This is a genomic window from Rhizobacter sp. (assembly GCA_019635355.1).
Classification (GTDB): Bacteria; Pseudomonadota; Gammaproteobacteria; order Burkholderiales; family Burkholderiaceae_C; genus Rhizobacter.
On record JAHBZQ010000001.1, the window covers coordinates 112,990 to 132,544 of the forward strand.

The window sequence follows — 19,555 nt, forward strand, 5'->3', positions numbered from 1 at the left end:
CGCTCAGGTGTAAGGCGTGCCGTCCTTGTGCGTGAAGCGCCATTGGCCGTCGACGAGTTCGGCGCGCAGGTCGTCGTCGGGGTAGCTGCCCTGGTCGCCGGGCGTGCGGTCGCCGATCTCGAGGTAGACCACGTCTTCGGTCGTCTCGTTGAGCAGGCGGTGGCCGTTGCCGGTGCCGTGCGCGAAGCCGGCGCACATGCCGGGCGCGAGGCGGGTGAGACCTTCGTCGGTGTGCAGCGTGGGGTGGCCTTGCAGGATGTAGATGAACTCGTCTTGCTTGCTGTGCGCATGCCGCAAGGCCGAGGCGGCGCCTGGCGCGAGCGTGGTGTGGTTGACACCGAAGTTCACGAGCCCGAAGAGATCGCCGAGCGGCTTCTTCAGCCGGCCCGTCATGCGCGAGGCGAAGGGCTCGGGGTAGTTCGAGGGTTTGGTGCGGGCCGGGGCGTCTTCGGCGCGCAGGGCCACGGGGCGGTGGGAGTCGCTCATGTCGTCACTCAGCTTTCACGGGGGTGGGCTTCTCGCCACAGCTGGACCATCTCCATCGGATCCGCCGGGCTCTTCTCGTAGCGGCGCGTGCCTTCAGGCAGCACGACCCAGGGCTGCGCTTCGCTCATCCACTGGTGGGCGATCGGCACGAGGCCGGTCGGGCCTTCGAGCGTGCCGGGCTGCACCACGCGCACGGGTCGGCCATCGGGCCCGCCCCACAGGCGCGTGCCGCAGGTCGCGCACATGCGGCCGGCCTTGATGCGGCCGTCGGGCAGCGTGGCGGTGTAGGGCACCGTCTCGCCCTGCAGCAGTTCGATGGCCTCCTGCTTCACGAGCATCGACAGGCCGAAGGCCGCGCCGGTGCGGCGCTGGCAGTCGGTGCAGTGACAGGCGTAGTACGTGAGCGGCTCGGCGTTCACGCGGTAGCGGATGGCGCCGCAGAGGCAGTGGCCGAAGTAGGGCGCTGCCATGCGGGCTGCGATCACACGGCGACCGGCGCCTTGATCGTCTCGTGGTGCTGGTAGTCCACGAACTCGAAGTCTTCGTACTGGTAGTCGAAGATCGACTCGGGCTTGCGCTTGATGCGAAGCGTGGGGTACGGGTAGGGCTTGCGCGAGAGCTGCAGCGCCACCTGCTCGGTGTGGTTGCTGTAGATGTGGCAGTCGCCGCCGGTCCAGATGAAGTCGCCGACTTCGAGGTTGCACTGCTGCGCCAGCATGTGGGTGAGCAGCGCGTAGCTTGCGATGTTGAACGGCACGCCGAGGAAGATGTCAGCCGAGCGCTGGTAGAGCTGGCAGCTCAGTTTGCCGTTGGCCACGTAGAACTGGAAGAACGCATGGCAGGGCATCAGCGCCATCTTCGAGAGCTCGGCCACGTTCCAGGCGCTCACGATGATGCGGCGCGAGTCGGGGTTGGTCTTGAGCGCGTTGACGACTTCGGCGATCTGGTCGATGTGGCCGCCGTCGGGCGTGGGCCACGAGCGCCATTGCACGCCGTAGACCGGGCCGAGGTCGCCGTTGGGGGCGGCCCATTCGTCCCAGATGGTCACGCCGCGCTCCTGCAGCCACTTGGCGTTGCTGTCGCCGCGCAGGAACCACAGCAGCTCCAGGATCACCGCCTTGGTGAAGATCTTCTTGGTGGTGACGAGCGGGAAGCCTTCGCTCAGGTCGAAGCGCATCTGGTGGCCGAACACGCTCTTGGTGCCGGTGCCGGTGCGGTCGGCCTTGAAGACGCCGTGCTCGTGCACGTGCCGCATGAAATCTTCGTACTGGGAACGGATGGGGCGGGTCACGTGGGCGGCTCCTGGGTCGGGTGCCGCGGATTATCGGCGAGCATGAAAAAGGGCGCCTCGTGGGCGCCCTTCCGGGGTGCGTGATTCACGCGATGAAATGAATCACCCTTGCTGCGCAGGTTCGCGCAAATACATCTCGACGCGGCGGTTGCGGGCGCGGCCGGCTTCGGTGCTGTTGTCGGCGATCGGCTCGCGCTCGCCGCGGCCGGCGGTCTCGATGCGCGAGGCCGGCACGCCGCGGGCGGCCAGGTAGTCGCGCACGCTGCGAGCGCGCTCCAGCGACAGCGGGTTGTTGATGGCGTCGGAGCCGGTGCTGTCGGTGTGGCCGACGATGGTGAGCACCGAGCTCTGGTCGCCCCGCAGGCTGTTGGCGAAGGTGTCGAGCACACCGCGCAACTCGGGCTTGATGTTGGCGCTGTTGACGTCGAACGACACGTCGTTCGGCACGTTGAGCTTCAGCTGGTTGTCGGCGGTGCGGGTCACGTCGATGCCGGTGCCTTGCGTGGCCTGCTCCATCTGGCGCTTGCGCTCTTCCTGCCGCTTCGACCAGATGTTGCCGGCGATGGCGCCCACGGCGCCACCCACCACGGCGCCCACGCCGGCACGGTCACCCGCGGCCTTGCCGATCACGGCGCCACCGGCGGCGCCCACGCCGGCACCGACGGCGGTGCCTTTCTGGGTCGGGGTCATGCTTTCGCAGCCGGCCAGCGTCACCGCGGCGGAGGCGAGGGCGACGAGACTGAAGCGAGAGAGAGGGGATGCGGTTTTTCTATTCATGAGAGGCTCCTTCGAGAGCGGCGCGCCCCACGAGCGGGGGCGAGCGCCGATGCCGAAGGAGTGTCGGCGGCTCCTCAAGGGCTGTCTGTCGGAAGGGGCCGAGAGCCGGTTGTCGGACGATGCCTACACCCGCAACATCTCATTGCTGAAATTGCAGTGCCGCAAGCCGCGCGTACAGCCCGTTGCTGGCAATCAGGCTCGCATGCGTGCCGGTCTCGACGATGCGGCCGTGCTCCATCACCACGATGCGGTCGGCCCGCTGGATGGTGGCGAGCCGGTGGGCGATGACGAGCGTGGTGCGGCCCTGCATCGCAGACTCGAGCGCGGCCTGCACCATGCGCTCGCTTTCCGCGTCGAGCGCGCTGGTGGCTTCGTCTAGCAGCAGCAGCGGCGGGTTCTTCAGCATCGCGCGGGCGATGCTGATGCGCTGGCGCTGGCCGCCCGAGAGGCGCACGCCGCGCTCGCCGAGGAAGGTGTCATAGCCCTCGGGCAGCTGGCGGATGAACTCGTCGGCAAACGCCGCGCGGGCGGCGGCCTTCACCTCCTCGTCGCTCGCGTCGGGTTTGCCGTAGCGGATGTTCTCCATCGCGTTGGCCGAGAAGATCACACTGTCTTGCGGCACGATGCCGATGCGCTGGCGCAGCACGTCGAGCGCGATCTCGCGCACCGGCACGCCGTCGATGCGCACCTCGCCCTGGCTCGCGTCGTAGAAGCGCAGCAGCAGCTGGAACACGGTGCTCTTGCCCGCACCGCTCGGGCCCACGAGCGCCACCGTCTCGCCCGGCTTCACGCTGAGCGACACCTGCGCGAGCGAGGCCTGCGTGGGCCGCGAGGGGTAGTGGAAGCTGACGTCGCGCAGCTCCACCGACGAGCCCGCCGCCGTGGGTGGCAGCGCCGTCGGCTTGGGTGGCGATTGGATCGGCGAGCTGGCCGCCAGCAGCTCCATCAGGCGCTCGGTGGCGCCGGCTGCGCGCAGCATGTCGCCATACACCTCGGACAGCACCGCCACGCTGCCCACGAGGATGATCACGTACACCACCGTCTGCCCCAGGTGCCCCGGGGTGATCGCGCCGCGCATCACCGCCTGCGTGCCCTGGTACAGGCCCCACAGCAGCGCGCCGAAGGTGGCGCTGATGATGAAGGCGACGAGCAGCGAGCGCACGCGGGTGCGCTTGATGGCGGTGCGGAAGGCGCTCTCCGTGGAGCTGTCGAAACGCTGCGCCTCGCGGGCTTCCTGCGTGTAGCTCTGCACCACCGGCACGGCGTTGAGCACCTCGGCGGCGATGGCGGCCGAGTCGGCCACGCGGTCCTGGCTCGCGCGGCTCAACTTGCGCACACGCCGGCCGGCGTAGAGCGAGGGCAGCACCACCAGCACCAGGATGCCCAGCACCTGCGACATCACATACGGGTTGGTGATGACGAGCATCAGCAGCGCGCCGAGGCCCATCACCGCATTGCGCAGGCCCATCGAGAGGCTGGAGCCGACGACCGTCTGCACGAGCGTGGTGTCGGTGGTCAGGCGCGACAGCACCTCGCCCGTCTGCGTGGTCTCGAAGAACTCGGGGCTCTGCTTCACCACATGCGCGTAGACGGCGTTGCGCAGGTCGGCCGTCACACGCTCGCCGAGCCAGGTCACCGCATAGAAACGCGCGGCCGAGAAGATGCCGAGCGCGGCACCCACGGCGAAGAGGGCGAAGAAGTGCTCGCGCAAGGCCATCACCCGCTCGCCAGGATCGGCTGCGACGAGACCCTGGTCGATGAGTGACTTGAGCGCGAGCGGCAGCACCAGCGTGGTCACGGCGGCCAGCACGAGGAACAGCACGGCGAGTGCGATGTGAAAACGGTAGGGGCGCAGGAAGGGGCCCAGGCCGCTCAGGGAGCGGACGTTGCGCGGTGCGGCGCGTGCGGGGGTGGCGTCAGGCATGGGCAAGGAGTCTAGGTGCGGTGTGGCGTGACGGTTCGCACGACCCGCGTCGCGATCCTCTTCATTCGCCGCAAGAGTCCATTTCGGATTTAGCAGCCTTGACAGTATTTGCTTAGGCAATTAAATTCTCGACCCATGCCCCGCACGCCTGCCCCTGCCGAGTTCTACCGGCCCAACGAGTACACCGCCGACGAAAGCGTCGGCTACCTGTTGCGCCGCATCCTCACCTCGCTCAAGGGCGAGACCGACAAGCGCCTCGAGCCGCATGGCCTGACCAACGCGCAATGGGAGCCGCTCTTCAAGCTCAAGAAATGCCAGAACGCCACCGTGGCCGAGCTGGCCCGCGAGATGCAGACCGACCCTGGCGCCACCACCCGCATGCTCGACCGCCTCGAGGCGAAGGGCCTGTGCAAACGCGCGCGCTCGACCTCCGACCGGCGTGTGGTCAACGTCGAGCTCACCCCCGAAGGTGAGGCCGCGGCCGAGAAGGTGCCGCCCGCGCTGGCCGCGGTGATGAACGAGCACCTCGCCGGCTTTTCCAAGACCGAATGGCAGGCGCTCGTCGGCTACCTGCGCCGCATGCTGGCCAACGCCGAGTCGATGCGCGACGGGGCCGACAAGTAGACCCTGAGCCCACCAAGCCCTCACAAGAAAACCAGACGACAGCCATGACACCGCAAGACACCCTCCACACCTCGCCACACGCGCCGCCTTTCACGCGCACCGTGGCGCCCGTGCTCACCGCACTCGCCGTGGCGCTCGCCTCGGCCCTGGTGCTCACGCTCGCTGGCTGTGCCAGCACGCAGGGCATCGCACCCGCTGCGCAGAAGATCGACCCGGCCACGCTCGGCCTGCCCAGTGCGCCGACCGATGCCGCGCCGCGCGTCGAGGCGCAGTGGTGGCGCAGCTTCGGCGACGACACGCTCTCCGGCCTCGTCGACCAGGCGCTCGCGGGCAGCCCCAACCTGAAGGTGGCGCAGGCGCGCCTCCAGCGCGCACAGGCCGGTGCCGACGTCGTGCGCTCGGCCGACTGGCCGCAGCTCAACGCTGGTTTCGATGCGCAGCGACAGCACTACACCGCCAACGGCCTGGTGCCACCGCCGATCGCCGGCACCATGCGCGAGACCGGCACGCTGCAGGCCACGGCCTCGTGGGAAATCGATTTCTTCGGCCGCAACCGCGCCGCGCTCGATGCCGCCGTGGGCGCGCAGCGCGCGGCCGAAGCCGATGCGCAGGCCGCGCGCGTGCTGCTCGCGAGCAACGTGGCGCGCAGCTACCTGCAGCTCGCCCGTCTCATCGAGCAGCGTGAAGTGGCCAAGGCCTCGCTGCAGCAGCGCGACAGCGTGCTCTCGCTGATCCGCCAGCGGGTCGACGCCGGCCTCGACACCAAGGTCGAGCTGCGCCAGGGCGAGGGCGCATTGCCCGAGACACGCGCACAGCTCGAAGCGCTCGACGAGCAGATCACGCTCACCCGCCACGCGCTGGCCGCGCTCACGGTGCAGCCGCCGAACGCACTCGATGCGCTCACGCCGCGCCTGGCCACGCTCAAGGCGCAGCCGCTGCCGGGCGCCGTGCCGGCCGACCTGCTGGGCCGCCGGGCCGACATCAGCGCCGCGCGCTGGCGTGTCGAAGCCGCCACCGGCGACGTGAAGGCAGCACGCGCGCAGTTCTATCCCAACGTCAACCTCACCGCCTTCGTCGGCTTCTCGAGCATCGGGCTCGATCGCTTGTTGAAGAGCAGCAGCGAGCAGTACGGAGCGGGCCCGGCGATCCGCCTGCCGATCTTCGACGCCGGCCGCCTGCGCGCCAACCTGCGTGGCAAGTCGGCCGACCTCGATGCGGCGGTCGAAAGCTACAACGCCACGCTCGTCGACGCCGTGCGCGACGTGGCCGACCAGATCGCCTCGCTGCAGTCCATCACCCGCCAGCAGGCCGAGCAGGCCGCGGCGCGCGAAGCCGCCGAGTCGGCCTACGACATCGCCGTGCAGCGCTACAAGGCCGGCCTCGGCACCTACCTCGTGGTGCTCAACGCCGAAAGCGGCGTGCTCGCCCAGCGCCGCGCGGCGGCCGACCTGCAGGCGCGTGCGCTCGACACGCAGGTGGCGCTGATCCGCTCGCTCGGTGGCGGTTATGCCGACACCTCGCCCGTGCGGACCGCCGCCGGCCACTGAACACGACACCTCAAGAATTCCCCGGAGAAACCTCATGAACGCCCCTCAAGCCACCAACGTCAACGGCCCCACACCGGCCGGCAACCCGAAGCGCAAGAAGGCCCTGACCGCCGTGGCGCTGGTCGTGGCCCTCGCCGGCATCGGCTACGGCGCCTACTACGGCCTCGTGCTCAGCCACTACGAGCACACCGACAACGCCTACGTGCAGGGCAACGTGGTGCAGCTCACGCCGCAGGTCGGCGGCACCGTGCTCGCGATCAACGCCGACGACACCGACTTCGTGAAGGCCGGCCAGGTGCTGGTCAAGCTCGACCCGGCCGATGCGCAGGTCGCGCTCGACCAGGCCGAAGCCCAGCTCGCGCAGACGGTGCGCGAGGTGCGCACGCTGTACGCCAACAACGCCACCTACAAGGCGCAGATCGCGCTGCGCGACGCCGAGCTCGCACGTGTGCAGAGCGACGTGGCGCGCGCCCAGGAAGACGTGAACCGCCGCACCCCGCTCCTGGCCACCGGCGCCGTGGGCAAGGAAGAGTACGAGCACGCCACCGCGCAGCTCAACGCCGCCAAGGCGGCCGTGGCCTCGGCGCAATCGGCCGCACTTGCGGCGCGTGAGCAGCTCGCCTCCAACCAGTCGCTCACCGACAACACCTCGGTCGAGCAGCACCCCAATGTGCAGCGTGCCGCGGCGCGTGTGCGCGAGGCCTTCCTCGCCGTCAAACGCTCGGAACTCGTGGCGCCGGTCGACGGCTACGTCGCCAAGCGCAGCGTGCAGCTCGGCCAGCGGGTGCAGGCCGGCACGCCGCTGATGTCGGTGATCGCGCTCAACCAGGTCTGGGTCGACGCCAACTTCAAGGAAAGCCAGCTCAAGTCGCTGCGCATCGGCCAGCCCGTCACGCTGACGGCCGACATGTACGGCAACAAGGTGCAGTACCACGGCAAGGTCGAAGGCCTGGGCGCGGGCACGGGCGCGGCCTTCGCGCTGCTGCCGGCGCAGAACGCGACCGGCAACTGGATCAAGGTCGTGCAACGCCTGCCGGTGCGCGTGGCGCTCGACCCGAAGGAACTCGCCGAGCACCCGCTGCGCGTGGGCCTCTCGATGGAAGCCAAGGTCGACGTGGCCGACACCAGCGGCAAGGCGCTCGCCGATGCGCCGCGTGCGAACGCCGTGGGCCATGCCGCGGCCATCGAGGCCAACAACGCCGAGGCCGATGCCGAGGTGCGCAAGATCGTCGCGCTCAACGCGGGCCGCCCAGCGCCGCGCCAGGCGCTGCGCTCGGCCGCGCCGGCCGTGGTGCAGCCGAACGGCCACGTCGCCTCGTCGGCCGGTGCTTCAGGCGCACGGGCCTCGGTCGTCGCTGGCAAGTGAGCTGAGAGGCCTCGCCCATGTCGTCTTCCTCCACCGCGGCCGAGCTGCCGTCGGGCCCGGCCGCGCCAGCGCCTGCGCCCGCAGCGCCGCCGATGCGCCCCCCGGCCTTCCCGCCGCTGAGCGGCAGCCAGCTCGTGCTGGGCACGGTCGCGCTGTCGCTCGCGACCTTCATGAACGTGCTCGACAGCTCGATCGCCAACGTGTCGATCCCCGCGATCTCGGGCGACATGGGCGTGAGCCCGGCGCAAGGCACCTGGGTCATCACCTCCTTCGGCGTGGCCAATGCGATCTCGGTGCCGCTCACCGGCTGGCTCACGCAGCGCTTCGGCCAGGTGCGTCTCTTCGCGGCGAGCATCCTGCTCTTTGTGCTGGCCTCGTGGCTGTGCGGCCTGGCGCCGAGCATCGAGTTGCTGATCGCCTTCCGCGTGCTGCAAGGCCTGGTGGCCGGGCCGATGATCCCGCTCTCGCAGACGCTGCTGCTTGCGAGCTACCCACCCGCCAAGGCCGGCATCGCGATGGCGATGTGGGCGATGACGGTGCTGGTGGCGCCAGTGGTCGGCCCGCTGCTCGGCGGCTGGATCACCGACACGATTTCCTGGCCGTGGATCTTCTACATCAACATCCCGGTGGGCCTGGTGGCCGCGGCCTTCACCTGGTCGATCTACCGCAGCCGCGACCCGGGCCCGCGCCGTGTGCCGCTCGACACCGTGGGCCTCGTGCTGCTGGTGCTCTTCATCGGCGCGATGCAGATCATGGTCGACAAGGGCAAGGAGCTCGACTGGTTCGAGTCGAGCGAGATCGTGGTGCTGGCCGTCGTGTCGGTGGTGAGCTTCATGTTCTTCATCGCGTGGGAGCTAACCGAGAAGCACCCCATCGTCGACCTGCACCTCTTCGCGCGGCGCAACTTCTGGCTGGGCACGGTGTCGCTCTCGGTGGCGTATGGCGTGTTCTTCGGCAACGTGGTGCTGATGCCGCTGTGGCTGCAGCAGTACATGGGCTACACCGCCACCTGGGCCGGCATTGCGTTGGCACCCGTGGGGCTGCTGGCCATCGTGCTCTCGCCCTGGGTGGGCAAGAACGTGCGGGTGATCGACCCGCGCAAGCTCGCGACCGTGGCCTTTCTCGGCTTCGGGCTGGTGCTGTGGATGCGCTCGCACTTCAACACGCAGGCCGACTTCTGGCACATCCTGGTGCCGACCGTGCTGCAGGGCGCGGCGATGGCGTTCTTCTTCATCCCGCTGCAGGCCATCACCTTCTCGGGGCTGCAACCGCACCAGATGCCCTCGGGTGCGGGCCTCAGCAACTTCGTGCGCATCACCGCGGGCGCGGTGGGCACCTCGCTCTTCACCACCGCGTGGGACAACCGCGCCACGCTGCACCATGCGCAGCTGGCCGAGAGCATCCACCGCGGCAACGGCGCCGCGATGCAGACGCTCTCGCAGCTGCAGGCGGGCGGCCTGAGCTACGAGCAGGCGCTGGCGCAGGTCAACCGCATGATCGACCAGCAGGCCTTCACGATGGCGGCGACCGATCTCTTCTGGCTGTCGTCGATGCTCTTCGTGGCGCTCGTCAGCCTGGTGTGGCTTACGCGGCCGAAGATGGAGGCGGGGGCCGGCGCACCGGATGCTGGCGGCGCTCACTAGCTTCGTCATTCCCGCTTTCGCGGGAATGACGGCTACTGTTGGTTGTAGACGCGGATCGTGACTCGGCCGAGGCCCGGTGTGATCGTGCCGACGAACTGGCGGTCGTTGAGGCCGGCGTAGGCACCATCGCGCTTCGCCTCGAACATCACCTGTGTGAGATCGCCGCTCGCGAAGTTGCCGCAGTTGCGCACGACGAGGGTCTCGCCGTTGCTGGCCTTCAGCGTGTAGCGCGCTTCGATCTGCAAGCCACCGCCCGGGTTGAGCTGGTAGTCGGCGCCGCCCGGGTTGACCGAGCCCGGCACCAGCGTGCCCGAGAGGCTGCCGCCGGTGATCGGGATGATGTTGCGCGAGCCGTACTTCGAGCTGCCGATGGACTGCGAGCTGCCGATGTTCACGGTGGCCGTCAGCGCCAGCGTGCCCTGCGTGGCGGTGCTCGGCGGGTAGCTGCAGTTCCAGGCCTGCTGGCGCACGCTGGGGTCGGCCGGCACGCGCACGACGGCATGCGCCGGGTTGGGCGTGGGCGACACCGCGTACACCGAGACCTCCACGCCGCTGGCCGTGACGCGGCGCTTGCCGACGTAGGTGCCGGCGTTGAGCCACTGCAGGCTGCTGCTCGACGGGGCTTCGAAGTCGGCCACGAAGCGCACGTCGTTGCCATCGGCCACGCCGCAGCTGCGCATGTAGACCAGCGTGCCGGTGCTCGCGCGCAGCACGTAGCGGCTTTCGTGCTCGACCGCGCCGCTCGGCAGGGTGAGGTCGAAGTCGAGCGAGCCGCCCTGGATGCTGCCGCTCACGCGTGAGCCGCTCACGCTGCCGCCGCCGTTGGGCGTGACGCGCCGCGCGCCGTAAGGCGTGTTGCCCACGTTGAGCGCGGCGCCGCGGGCCAGCGTGCCGCTGAAGACGAGCGTGCCGCCCGACGGGTCGGGAATGCCGCCGGGCAGGCCGCAGGCCCAGCTCGCGTCGGGCACGATGGTGGTGGCGGTGCCCGGGTTGCAGTTGGGTTCGCAGCCGCCGCCGCTGGCCGTGCCTTCGAGCTTCACCGAGGTGACGGTGTAGGTCTCGAGCAGGCTGCTGGCGTTGACGGCGAACTGCAGGCTCACCGAGGTGATCCCGTCGCCGAGCTTGTAGGTGGTGGAGCCCGACGCGCTGCGCGTCGACTCGAGCGTGCGTGTCTGCCCGTTGACGATGGCCGTGAGCACGGCGGTCTCGCCGGCATCGAGCCCGCTGGTCGCGCGGTTCACGCTCAGCACCAGGCCGCTGTAGCCGGTGGTGCTGATGGTGGGCGAGTTGAGCCGCCCGGGCGACGAGCCGCCGCGCAGGCGTGCGCCTTCGGTCACGAGCGACACGCTGCCGGTGGCGCTGAACGAACCCAGGCCACCTGAAAACTGCTGGTCGAGCAGCACGGCCGCGTGCGCGCCGAAGGCGCATGCGGTGAGTGCTGCGCCGAGGAGGCCCCGGCGCAGACGTGGAAGAAGTTGGATCTGCACGGAGGGCCTCCGGTGTCAGGTCAGGCGCCGCAGGCGTCGGCCTTGAGGCCCGGCGTCACTTGCGTCTGGAAGACCTTCCACGCATCGACGGGCGGCGGGCCGAAGGAGGTGTCGGTGCAATAGCCGTGGCCGCACGAGAGGCTCGCCAGGCCGACGACCACGCCGTTCGGGCAGTTGCGGTATTGCTTGTTGTTGGCGGTCAGGCGCGACCACACGGTGGTGGGGCTGCCGGTGCACCCGCTCAGCTGCGCCCATTTTTCGAAGCTCGCATTGGCCGACAGGTGCGTGACGGTCTGGCCCTGCACGCTGCTCGTGCCGCCGCTGTAGCGCACCAGCAGGTCGTTGCGGCCGGCGTACTCGAGCACGGTGATCGGGCGCTGCGGCGCGCACACGTAGTCTTGCGGGCTGCTGTGCAGGTGGAAGACCACCGGTGCCGCTGCGGCGAAGTAGTTCGCTTGCGTGCACGCCATCTTGTGCGAGAAGCCACCGCCGAGCGAGGTGCCGCTGATGTAGACGCGGTTGGGGGCGATGCGCACGCGCTGCGAGATGTGGTCGACGATGGCCTTCATGAAGCCGGTGTCGTCAACGGTGGGGTTGAAGCCGGCCACGTTCCAGCGCGAGTTCACGCCGTCGGGGTAGGCGACCACGAAGTTGCGGTTGCTGTTGGAGACGGCGTCCCAGCCGCTGCCGTTCTGCTGCGACGACGACGAGCTGGAGAGCCCGTGCAGGCTCAGCACCACCGCGGCCGGCGTGGTGAGGTTGGCCGGCACGTGCAGGCGGTAGGTGCGGCTGATGCCGCCGTGGGTGATGGTGTGGGTGGTGTTGCCCGCGGCTTGCGTGGTGGTGTTGCACACCGGCGCGGCGTGGGCCAGGGGCAGTGCGGCGCCGAGTGCCACGGCGGCTGCGATGAGTTGCTTTTTCATGTGAATCTCCAATCAGGCGTGATGCCCAGGGTTTCGGAAAAATCGCGTGCACAACCCGTTCTTGCTTTTCGACGACCACTGGCCCATGCGCAATGCACTGCGGGTCGAGAGGTAGATACCGCGGCGAGAGAGATCAGTACGGCGACCGCGCTGCGGTCTTCAATGCGCCTTCCGGCAGCGAGGCCACCCACGCCTGGTAGGCGTGGGGGTCTTTCTTGTTCCACAGCTGCGCGAGCTGCTGCGCCGCCGCGGCCTGCGCTTCGCCGCTGGCCACCTGCGGCAGCAGCGTCGCCACGTGCTCGGGCTTGGCATACGACCACTGGTAGAGCAGGTTGCGCACGTTCTCGGCGTATCCGGGGTCGGCTCGGTGCTGCGTGAGCCAGGTCCAGGCGCCACCGAGGTCGTCTTGCGCCTTGTGCGCGGCGATCTCGCGGATGAGCTCGCTGCGGCGTTGCGGGTCGCGCTCCTGCAGCAGCGAGGCCTGCGCAGACTGCAGAGAGGTCGCCTTGGCGCTGGCCTCGCGCTCCAGCGACTCACGCTCGGCTCTGGCGACCTCGGCCGCACTCACGCTTGCTTCGGCCTGCTGCGGCGAGGGCGGGCACACCGGCGTTGGTAGTGCCTTCGGCACTGCCGCTACCGGCCGCTCCACCACGACGGGTGGAGCGCTCTCGACAGGAGGCATGCTCACACGGCCGAGCAACACCCCGACCAGCACGCCTACCAGCAACAAGAGCCCGCGCATGTCGGCTTACCAGTTCTTCTTCTTCGACGACCACTTGCCGCTGCAGAAGGCGCAGCTGCTGGCGAGGAACATGTCGCGGCGGAAGGTCTCGCCGCCGATGTGCCAGCGCAGCCACGCGGTGATCGCGGGCAGTGCCTCGCGGGCCGCCTGCACGTGGCTCACGTTGGCCATCACCGTGTAGAAGACCGGCACGTCGGTGTTGGTGTAGTCGCGGTCGCAGTTGGGCAGGGCGGTCGAGTCGCTGCCGCCGCACATGTAGGCCGCGGGCTTGCGCAGGTTGTCGGGGCCGTTGCCGTCGAACGAGCCGCCCGAGATGTGGATCGTGGTGGTCAGGCGCGTATCGCTGCCGATCGCGAAGGTGGCGATGGAGCCGCGCGAGTGGCCGCCGGCGGCGATCTTGGTGGTGTCGAGCTTCTGGTAGTAGGGGCTGGCGGCGCGCCTGTTCTCGGCGATGAGCCAGGTGATGGCCGAGGTCATCTCGCTGCCGCTGTTGCTCGAGGTCTGCGAGAACACCACGAAGCCGTGCGAGGCCAGGCGGCGCAGGTGGAACTCGTATTCCGCCGGGCCGGTGCCGGCGCCCGGGCCCCAGATGAAGATGGGGTGCTTGAGGCCGTTGGCGCCGAGGTTGGTGGGGTACACCACCCAACCGCTGCGGCTCGAGCCGGCGCTTTGCTGGATGCTGGTGGCGAAGGGGCCGTCGGCGTCGACGCTGTTGACCGGGGGCAGGGTGCCGCCGGTCGGGGGTGGCGTGGTGCCGGTGCTGCCTTGCAGCGTGAGGCTTGCCACGGTGTAGCTCTCGGTGGCGCTGTTGGCGTTCACGCGGAAGCGCAGGCGCAGCGCGCTCTGGTTGGCCGCCACCGAGGGCAGCGAGACGGTGATGGCGCCGCTCGCGCTCTGCGCCGATTCGAGCGTGGTGTAGTTGACGCCGTCGACCGAGAAGGCGGCGATGCCGGCCTCGCCGCTGTCGAGCCCGCTGGTGCTGCGGGTGAAGGTGAGCGTGAGGTTCGAGAAGCCTTGTGTGCTGATGGGGGCCGAGGTGATGGCGCCGTCGGTGCTCAGCAGGGCGGCCGTCATGCGCGCGCCGGCGCTGCTCGTGCTCACGCTGCCGGCCGAGGTGAAGCTGCCGAGGCCGCTGGCGAAGTTCTGCTGAAGCACGACGACCTGCGCGTGGGCGGCGAGGCTCATGGCCGCCAGCAGGCCGGTGGCTGCATGGCGCAGCCAGGGAATGGAACGATGAAGCATGCGTGTCTCCTGGAGGTTGGGAAGCGATTTCCAATCAGCTTCAGCCGGGTCCGCGGCCTCTGTGGGCCGATGCGGCGGCGACTCTAGGAGCGCAGGGCGCGAGGGTCTTTCAGATCCTTGCGCCGCGGGGCGCAATTTTGCGTGGCCGTCTTTTTTAGAGAGGGTGCGCGCTTCAGCGACGGCTTTCGCGCAGGCTGCGCGGTGTGACACCCAGCTCGCGCCGGCACAGGGCGCTGAAGTGCGCCTGGCTGGAGAAGCCGGCGCTCAAGGCCACCGCCGCCACCGACAGCTCGCTGCTCACCAGCAGATGGCGCGCACGCGCCAAGCGCTTGCGGATCACGTGCTGGTAAGGGCTGCGGCCGAGCGTGTTGCTGAAGAGGCGGCTGAAGTGGAAGCGGCTCAGGCCGACGGCCTGCGCGAGGTCGTCGAGGCCGATGCTCTGGTCGAGGTGTGCGTCGATGTAGTCGTCGATGCATTGCAGCTGGCGCTGCGTGAGGCGCGCCCCGGCCTCGCCGCGCTCGCTGCGGCTTTCACCGAAGCGGCGGTACACGTGCATCGCCAGGCCCAGGCACAGGCTGTCGGCGAAGAGCCGGCCGTGCGGGCAGCCGTCGTGCCCTTCGCGCCAGAGCATGCGCACCAGCGCGCCCAGCTCGGGGTCGGTGAAGCAGGGCTCGCCGCGCAGGTGCCGCTCGGGGTGGCGGGTGTCGTCTCGCGCATCCATGCGCAGGCGCTCGGGGTCGAGTTCCACCGCGATCAGCGTGGCGTCGCGCGTCTGCCAGTGCGCGTAGTCGATCTCCTTGCCGCCGCTGTAGAACATCAGCTCGTTGGCCTTCACCTCGGCGCGCATCTCACGCTGGCCTGCGCGCATGCGCGACGCCATCGTGCCCTCGCAGAGCAGCGAGACGATGGGGTGGGGCGCCATCACGTGCCGGTCGGTCACGAGTTCGGGCACGCGGAAGCGCACGATGCGCAGCCCCGTCCAGCCCGGCAGCACCTCGGGCCGCGCGCAGGGGCGTTCGCCCAGGGCGGTGGCCTGGCTGTCCTTGGTGATGCGGATCTGTTGCGTGTCCATGGGCTGCGGGTTTGGGCGGCCATGCTAGTGAACGTGCCGACGCTTTTTCAACGGAATGGATGGCACTCAGCAAGTCGATACAAGGTTCCGGGGAATCTCCCAATGCGCTAAAAGTAGACGGCCGTCTACATTTGCGCCGGCTACTACAAACAACCTCAAGGAGATCCGCCATGACCTTCCGTTTCAGCGCTGCGCTGCGCGCGCTGCTGCCCGCCCTGGCCCTGCTCAGCTTCGGTGCTGAGGTGGCGGCGTCCGGCATCACCCAGAACGCCTCGTGGACCGTCAACCGCTCGGGCACGACGACCAAGTACCGCGTCGTCGCCTACGGAGACTCGATCTACGCGGGCTACAACACCTCGCTGACCAACGTGGCGAAGTACTCCGCCCCGACCGTGCAGGCCGAGTACCTGTCGGCCGCCTGGAACGCCGACATCGAGAGCATCCGCCGCACCAAGTCGGGCGCGCTGGCGAAGGAGATCTACGACAGCAAGATCGTCTCCGAGCGCTCGTACATGCAGAACAGCAGCACGCGCGTGGTGGCCTTCGAGATGTGTGGCAACGACGGCTTGCAAAACCGCGCCGACTTCGACCGCCAGACCGGCACCTGCAGCTACGCCAAGCTCGACTCCGGCACCGAAAGCTGCCGCACCTACGTCGCTCGCGCGATGGATTACATCAACGCCAACGCCTACTCGGGCGTGAAGCTCAAGATCATCGGCAACCTGCACTACCCCGGTCTTGACGCCTACAACAAGACCAGCTCCTGCCGTGATGCGTCCACCGGCCGCGGTGTCAACATCTCCGAAATGATGCTGCGCTACGCCGCCAAGGTGAACTGGTTCATGGGCGACTTCGCCCGCCAGAAGGGTTTTGTGTACGTGGACAACTTCGCCCAGTACCACGCTGCCGACTACGACACCAACGGTGACGGCCTCGTCGACTCCGAAGCCATCAAGTACGTGCCGGGCGAGAGCGAGCAGAGCTACGTGACCCGCATCACGCAGACCCTGCGCTCGACCATCAAGGACGCCAACGTCAAGCGCCTCACGGCCAGCACCAGCATCGACTACATCCAGTCGGACGACATCCACCCCACCTACACGGGCGGCAACGTGTCGCTGAGCTTCGGCACGGGCACCGGCTCGGCAGCACCGCGCTACACCTCGTTCACCGGCGGCAAGAGCCCCATCTGGGACCGCTACGCCCACGAGCGCTCGGGCTGGTCGATGGCCACGAGCAACCCGTCGGCACCCTGAGGCTGACCGAGGTGTGACGTGACAGAGCCGGGAAGTACGGGCCGCCCTGCGGCCGATCCGGCAAACGGAAGACGGGCCGCGTCGTTCGGCCCGTCTTTCGGCTACCTGCTGGCCGTGGTGGTGGTGATCGGGGGCGTGGCCTATTGGCTGACCGTGCCGTCCGACGCTGACACCGCGGCCTCGCCGCGGCCTGTGCTCCCCGTGCAGGTGCCGACAAACCCCGAAGTGAGAGTCGCAGCCGAACTCGCGGCTTCTGCCCCGGCGGCGGCGAGCGCCCCGGCGCTGCCCGTGCGGGTGACGGCCCACGTGCCCAACCCCGACGACGACCAGACCCCTGATCTCACCGCCTACCTCAACCCCGGCGAGAAGCCGACGATGAACGAGGTGATCGACCGACTGCGCCGTGCCGGCGTGACGACCGGCGTCGCGGCCTTCAACCCGCCGGGCACCAAGCCGCCGATGATCGGCCTGGCCGTGCCCGAAGACTTCGTGCTGCCGCCGGGCTATGTGCGCCACCACCAGTCCACCGACGATGGGCAGGACATCGAGCCCATCCTCATGTACGCGCCCGACCACCCGCGCTTCGTCGACGCGTCCCGCCAGCCCATCGGCAGCACCCGCGACCGCATCGTGCCGCCCGAGCAGGCGCCGCCCGGCCTGCCGCTGCGCAAGGTCGTGATCCCGGCACCGGTCGAGCCCGACAAGGCCGGCAGCTGATGGGGCCCGCGACGGTGTTTTCCCGCGTCGGCGGGCGTGCGTGGGCGGGCATCCTCGCCAGCGCCGCGCTGAGCTTCCTCTATGCCCTGGGCGGCGCCGGCTGGGTGCTGGGTTTCGTGGCGCTCGTGCCCTGGCTTCGCACGCTCGACGCATCGCCCACCCTTGGCCGCACGCTGCTCAACGCGTGGGCGATGGCGGTCGCCTTCACGCTCGCGGCCTTCCCCTGGTTCGGCGCGGCGATCGGGCACTACGCCCACGTGGGCACGCCCGTGGGCCTGCTGGTGCTGCTGATCGCGGCGCCGGTCTTCCAGCCGCAGTTCCTCGTCTTCGCGCTGGTGCGCCGCCTCACGCGTGCGCGCGGTGCGGTGCTGTGCGCGCTGGCCGGCGCCGCCGCCTGGGTGGCGACCGAATGGCTCGTGCCCAAGATGCTGGGCGACACCTATGGCTACGGCCTCTACCCCTCTCGCCTGCTGCGCCAGGCGGCCGACGTGGGCGGCATCGCCGGGCTCACCGTCTTGCTGCTGCTGGTCAACGAAGCCGTCGCGGCAGCCCTCGCACGCCGTGGCGAGGGTGCCCGCGCGGTGGCCCAGCCGCTGGCGCTGGCGATGCTGGTGCCACTGGTGCTGGCCGGCTACGGCTGGGCGGCACTGGCGGGCCTGCCCGCGTCGGCCGACAAGCCGCTGCGCGTGGGCCTGGTGCAATCGAACATCGCCGACTACGAGCGGCTGCGCCAGGAGAAGGGCGCCGATGCCGTCGTGCGCGAGGTGCTCGACACGCATTACGAGATGTCGCACGGCGCCGTGGCGCAGCACCGGGCCGACGCGGTGCTGTGGTCGGAGACGGTCTACCCCACGACCTTCGGCCACCCCAAGAGCCTCGCCGGCGCCGAGCTCGACCAGGAGATCCAGGGCGTCGTCGACGAGCTCAAGGTGCCCTTCGTCTTCGGCACCTACGACCGCGACGACGCCGGTGAATACAACGCCGCCGCCTTCGTGAACCCCGGCACCGGCCTGCTCGGCTTCTACCGCAAGACGCGGCTCTTCCCGCTGACCGAATACGTGCCGGCGTGGCTCGACAGCCCCTGGCTGCGCCAGCTGCTGCCGTGGACGGGCGCCTGGCTCGCCGGCAACGGCGCACGGGTGTTCCCGCTGCGCCTGGCCGACGGGCGCGAGATCCCGGTGCTGCCGCTGATCTGCCGCGACGACGTCGACCCGAGCCTTGCCATCGACGGCGCGCGCCTCGGTGCCCGCGCCATCTTCACGATGTCGAACGACGCGTGGTTCACCACCTACCCGCAGGGCGCCGAGCTGCACCAGGCTGCCGCCGCCTTCCGCAGCATCGAGACGCGCCTGCCGCAGTTTCGCGTCACGACCACCGGCTTCAGCGCGGCGATCGACCCCAGCGGCACGATCATCGCCAGCACGCACATGGGCCGGCGCACGCTCGTGATCGGCGACCTGCCGGTGATGGAGCCGCCGCGCACGCTGATGGTGGCGTGGGGCGATTGGGTGGGCCGGGCGGCGACGGTGTTCCTCGTGCTCCTCGCCTTGGCGGTGGCCGTGCAGCGCTGGCGCCGGCCGACGCTCGCGGCTACCCCGGCCGCGGCCGAGCTGCCGGCGAAGGTGGCGGTGTTGCCGGCGGCCGTGCGCCTGGCGGCGGGGGGGCTGCGGGCCTTTGCCCGCGTGAGCCTGATCGCGATGGCGCTCGTCTTCCTGTTCGGCGACGGGCCGTTCCGTTCCAACAACTTCGCGCAGATCCGCGTGTTCACCGCGTTCTTCGTGGCGCCGGAGCTGGTGGCGTGGTGCCTGCTGCAGGCCTTTGCGGCGCGGCTCTCGATCGAAGGTGGGCGGCTTGTGCTGGCCCGCGGGCGCTCGCGGCTGGAGCTGCCCCTGGCCGAGATCGCGGCCGTCGAGCCGTGGCGCTGGCCGATCCCGGGCAACGGCGCCAGCCTGCTGCTGCGCACCGGTGCGCGCTGGTCGTATGGGCTGCTGCACGCCGACCCGGCCGGCCTCGCGCGGGCGATCGAGGCGGCCGGCGGCGCGCCGGCGCAGGAGCACCTGAGCCTGCGCGCGCACACCTACGCGCAAGTGCGCCAGGCCATCCAGCGTGGCTGGCTCGAGCACCCGCTGCTGAAGTTCGGGCTCTTTCCCTTGCTGCTGGCCATTCCGGCGTTCCGGGTGCACCAGTTCATCATGTTTGGCAGCGGCCTCGGCGAGTACCACGTGTACGGCCTCGCGGCCTACCTGAAGGCGTTTGCCCTCTGGTGGGCGGCGTGGACGATCGCGGTGGTGGTCTGCGCGGCGGTGCTGCGCGCGGTGACGGAAGCCGGCACGCTGGCCAGCGTGTGGCTGCGGCCGGCGGGCGCGCTCGACGCACGCTGGTGGCTCGACCGGCTGGGGCTCGCCGCGCTCTACCTCGGCCTGCCAGCGTGGCTGGCCGTGAAGACGCTGGCCTGAGG

General features: G+C 69.7%; 17 protein-coding genes. 7 read left to right on the forward strand and 10 right to left on the reverse strand.

Translation table 11 applies throughout. From position 1 onward, the window contains the following. Positions 1-3: 3 nt before the first annotated feature. The 5 genes from KF892_00540 to KF892_00560 all read right to left on the reverse strand — a co-directional run bounded on the left by KF892_00540 (position 4) and on the right by KF892_00560 (position 4,478). Positions 4-486, reverse strand: a complete 483-nt coding sequence (locus KF892_00540; protein MBX3623469.1) for a cupin domain-containing protein — start codon at positions 484-486, stop codon at positions 4-6. Positions 487-494: 8 nt separating this feature from the next. Then, complete coding sequence (locus KF892_00545) at positions 495-956, reverse strand: GFA family protein (protein MBX3623470.1); 462 nt, start codon at positions 954-956, stop codon at positions 495-497. Positions 957-967: 11 nt separating this feature from the next. Then, positions 968-1,741 (reverse strand): thymidylate synthase, encoded by a 774-nt coding sequence (locus KF892_00550; GenBank protein MBX3623471.1) that lies wholly within the window; start codon positions 1,739-1,741, stop codon positions 968-970. A gap of 138 nt (positions 1,742-1,879) precedes the next feature. Next, entirely contained in the window at positions 1,880-2,554 is a 675-nt protein-coding gene (locus tag KF892_00555) for an OmpA family protein (GenBank protein MBX3623472.1), read from the reverse strand. Between the two features lie 139 nt (positions 2,555-2,693). Then, complete coding sequence (locus KF892_00560; protein MBX3623473.1) at positions 2,694-4,478, reverse strand: ATP-binding cassette domain-containing protein; 1,785 nt, start codon at positions 4,476-4,478, stop codon at positions 2,694-2,696. 135 nt (positions 4,479-4,613) lie between these two features. Here KF892_00560 and KF892_00565 point away from each other — a divergent pair, with 135 nt between their 5' ends. From KF892_00565 to KF892_00580, 4 genes are read left to right on the forward strand one after another with little or no spacing between them, the layout of a single operon-like run. Beyond that, positions 4,614-5,102 (forward strand): MarR family transcriptional regulator, encoded by a 489-nt coding sequence (locus KF892_00565; protein ID MBX3623474.1) that lies wholly within the window; start codon positions 4,614-4,616, stop codon positions 5,100-5,102. A gap of 44 nt (positions 5,103-5,146) precedes the next feature. Then, on the forward strand, positions 5,147-6,649 hold the full coding sequence (locus tag KF892_00570) for an efflux transporter outer membrane subunit (protein MBX3623475.1): 1,503 nt from the start codon (positions 5,147-5,149) through the stop codon (positions 6,647-6,649). A gap of 34 nt (positions 6,650-6,683) precedes the next feature. Beyond that, complete coding sequence (locus KF892_00575) at positions 6,684-8,015, forward strand: HlyD family efflux transporter periplasmic adaptor subunit (GenBank protein ID MBX3623476.1); 1,332 nt, start codon at positions 6,684-6,686, stop codon at positions 8,013-8,015. A gap of 17 nt (positions 8,016-8,032) precedes the next feature. Then, the gene (locus tag KF892_00580; protein ID MBX3623477.1) at positions 8,033-9,658 is read left to right on the forward strand and encodes a DHA2 family efflux MFS transporter permease subunit; all 1,626 of its coding nucleotides are present in this window, start codon (positions 8,033-8,035) and stop codon (positions 9,656-9,658) included. Between the two features lie 32 nt (positions 9,659-9,690). Here the strand turns inward: KF892_00580 and KF892_00585 are convergent, their stop codons facing one another. The 5 genes from KF892_00585 to KF892_00605 all read right to left on the reverse strand — a co-directional run bounded on the left by KF892_00585 (position 9,691) and on the right by KF892_00605 (position 15,124). Further along, a complete protein-coding gene (locus KF892_00585) occupies positions 9,691-11,145 on the reverse strand; it encodes a DUF3237 family protein (protein MBX3623478.1) in 1,455 nt (484 codons plus the stop codon). 20 nt (positions 11,146-11,165) lie between these two features. Then, complete coding sequence (locus KF892_00590; GenBank protein MBX3623479.1) at positions 11,166-12,068, reverse strand: hypothetical protein; 903 nt, start codon at positions 12,066-12,068, stop codon at positions 11,166-11,168. A gap of 133 nt (positions 12,069-12,201) precedes the next feature. Beyond that, complete coding sequence (locus tag KF892_00595; GenBank protein ID MBX3623480.1) at positions 12,202-12,810, reverse strand: hypothetical protein; 609 nt, start codon at positions 12,808-12,810, stop codon at positions 12,202-12,204. Positions 12,811-12,816: 6 nt separating this feature from the next. After that, complete coding sequence (locus KF892_00600; GenBank protein MBX3623481.1) at positions 12,817-14,052, reverse strand: hypothetical protein; 1,236 nt, start codon at positions 14,050-14,052, stop codon at positions 12,817-12,819. 172 nt (positions 14,053-14,224) lie between these two features. Next, on the reverse strand, positions 14,225-15,124 hold the full coding sequence (locus KF892_00605) for a helix-turn-helix transcriptional regulator (GenBank protein ID MBX3623482.1): 900 nt from the start codon (positions 15,122-15,124) through the stop codon (positions 14,225-14,227). Positions 15,125-15,294: 170 nt separating this feature from the next. On the opposite strand from KF892_00605, the gene KF892_00610 reads away from it, so the two are divergent. Genes KF892_00610 through lnt form a run of 3 tightly spaced genes read left to right on the forward strand, consistent with a single transcriptional unit; the run spans position 15,295 to position 19,553 of the window. Beyond that, entirely contained in the window at positions 15,295-16,380 is a 1,086-nt protein-coding gene (locus tag KF892_00610; protein ID MBX3623483.1) for an SGNH/GDSL hydrolase family protein, read from the forward strand. 18 nt (positions 16,381-16,398) lie between these two features. Beyond that, the gene (locus KF892_00615; GenBank protein ID MBX3623484.1) at positions 16,399-17,097 is read left to right on the forward strand and encodes a hypothetical protein; all 699 of its coding nucleotides are present in this window, start codon (positions 16,399-16,401) and stop codon (positions 17,095-17,097) included. After that, entirely contained in the window at positions 17,097-19,553 is a 2,457-nt protein-coding gene (gene lnt / locus KF892_00620; protein MBX3623485.1) for an apolipoprotein N-acyltransferase, read from the forward strand. Before KF892_00615 ends, lnt begins: the two co-directional genes overlap by 1 nt. The last annotated feature ends 2 nt before the right edge of the window (positions 19,554-19,555 follow it).

Excerpts from the sequence above, each read along its gene's own strand:
- KF892_00540 (MBX3623469.1), bottom strand. The coding sequence starts at position 486 with ATGAGCGACTCCCACCGCCCCGTGGCCCTGCGCGCCGAAGACGCCCCG.
- KF892_00545 (MBX3623470.1), bottom strand. The coding sequence starts at position 956 with ATGGCAGCGCCCTACTTCGGCCACTGCCTCTGCGGCGCCATCCGCTAC.
- KF892_00550 (MBX3623471.1), bottom strand. The coding sequence starts at position 1,741 with ATGCGGCACGTGCACGAGCACGGCGTCTTCAAGGCCGACCGCACCGGC.
- KF892_00555 (MBX3623472.1), bottom strand. The coding sequence starts at position 2,554 with ATGAATAGAAAAACCGCATCCCCTCTCTCTCGCTTCAGTCTCGTCGCC.
- KF892_00560 (MBX3623473.1), bottom strand. The coding sequence starts at position 4,478 with ATGCCTGACGCCACCCCCGCACGCGCCGCACCGCGCAACGTCCGCTCC.
- KF892_00565 (MBX3623474.1), top strand. The coding sequence starts at position 4,614 with ATGCCCCGCACGCCTGCCCCTGCCGAGTTCTACCGGCCCAACGAGTAC.
- KF892_00570 (MBX3623475.1), top strand. The coding sequence starts at position 5,147 with ATGACACCGCAAGACACCCTCCACACCTCGCCACACGCGCCGCCTTTC.
- KF892_00575 (MBX3623476.1), top strand. The coding sequence starts at position 6,684 with ATGAACGCCCCTCAAGCCACCAACGTCAACGGCCCCACACCGGCCGGC.
- KF892_00580 (MBX3623477.1), top strand. The coding sequence starts at position 8,033 with ATGTCGTCTTCCTCCACCGCGGCCGAGCTGCCGTCGGGCCCGGCCGCG.
- KF892_00590 (MBX3623479.1), bottom strand. The coding sequence starts at position 12,068 with ATGAAAAAGCAACTCATCGCAGCCGCCGTGGCACTCGGCGCCGCACTG.
- KF892_00595 (MBX3623480.1), bottom strand. The coding sequence starts at position 12,810 with ATGCGCGGGCTCTTGTTGCTGGTAGGCGTGCTGGTCGGGGTGTTGCTC.
- KF892_00600 (MBX3623481.1), bottom strand. The coding sequence starts at position 14,052 with ATGCTTCATCGTTCCATTCCCTGGCTGCGCCATGCAGCCACCGGCCTG.
- KF892_00605 (MBX3623482.1), bottom strand. The coding sequence starts at position 15,124 with ATGGACACGCAACAGATCCGCATCACCAAGGACAGCCAGGCCACCGCC.
- KF892_00610 (MBX3623483.1), top strand. The coding sequence starts at position 15,295 with ATGACCTTCCGTTTCAGCGCTGCGCTGCGCGCGCTGCTGCCCGCCCTG.
- lnt (MBX3623485.1), top strand. The coding sequence starts at position 17,097 with ATGGGGCCCGCGACGGTGTTTTCCCGCGTCGGCGGGCGTGCGTGGGCG.